Source organism: Methylobacterium sp. E-041, assembly GCF_022829665.1.
Taxonomy (GTDB): domain Bacteria; phylum Pseudomonadota; class Alphaproteobacteria; order Rhizobiales; family Beijerinckiaceae; genus Methylobacterium.
Genome location: NZ_JAKSYQ010000100.1, coordinates 1 through 543, shown reverse-complemented (window position 1 = coordinate 543; position 543 = coordinate 1). Strand labels below are relative to the sequence as shown.

Annotated in this window: 1 protein-coding gene; it reads left to right on the top strand. The window is 70.7% G+C overall.

The genetic code is table 11. The features are described 5' to 3' along the window. A partial coding sequence (locus tag MKK70_RS09880; protein ID WP_243947321.1) for a HAMP domain-containing protein occupies window positions 1-543 on the top strand: 543 nt, incomplete at both ends.

Below are 543 nucleotides of genomic sequence, written 5' to 3'. Positions count from 1 at the left end.
TTCGACACCCTGCGCGAAAAGCTCGCCGTCATCGAGACCAAGCAGGACGATGCCCGGAACGCGCTGAACGATCGCGTCGCGGAGGCGCAGCGGACCGCGTTCCTGACCCTGTGGGGCGCGGCCCTGATCACGCTCCTGATCTGCATCGGGATCGGGATCGCCATCAACCGCGTGATCGTCCGGCCGCTCGGGCGGGTGATGACCTTCGTCGAGCAGGTCGGTCAGGGCGACCTGTCCGGGACGCTCGGGGACGGCGGCCACAACGAGATCGGTCGCCTCGGGCGTGCGCTGAACGGGATGGTCTCGGGGCTTGCGGATCTTGCGCGGACGAACCGTGCGGCGACGTCGGACCTGAACGCGGCTGCGGCCGAGATCCGCGCCTCGGCGCAGGAGCAGGCGGCGTCGGTGGAGGAGCAGTTCGCGGCGGTGCAGGAGACGGCGGCGACGGTGGACGAGATCACCCATTCGGGTGCGCAGATCACGAAGCGGGCCGGCGAGGTGATCGCCACCGCCCAGGCCACGGCCCAGACCTCGCGCCAGGGC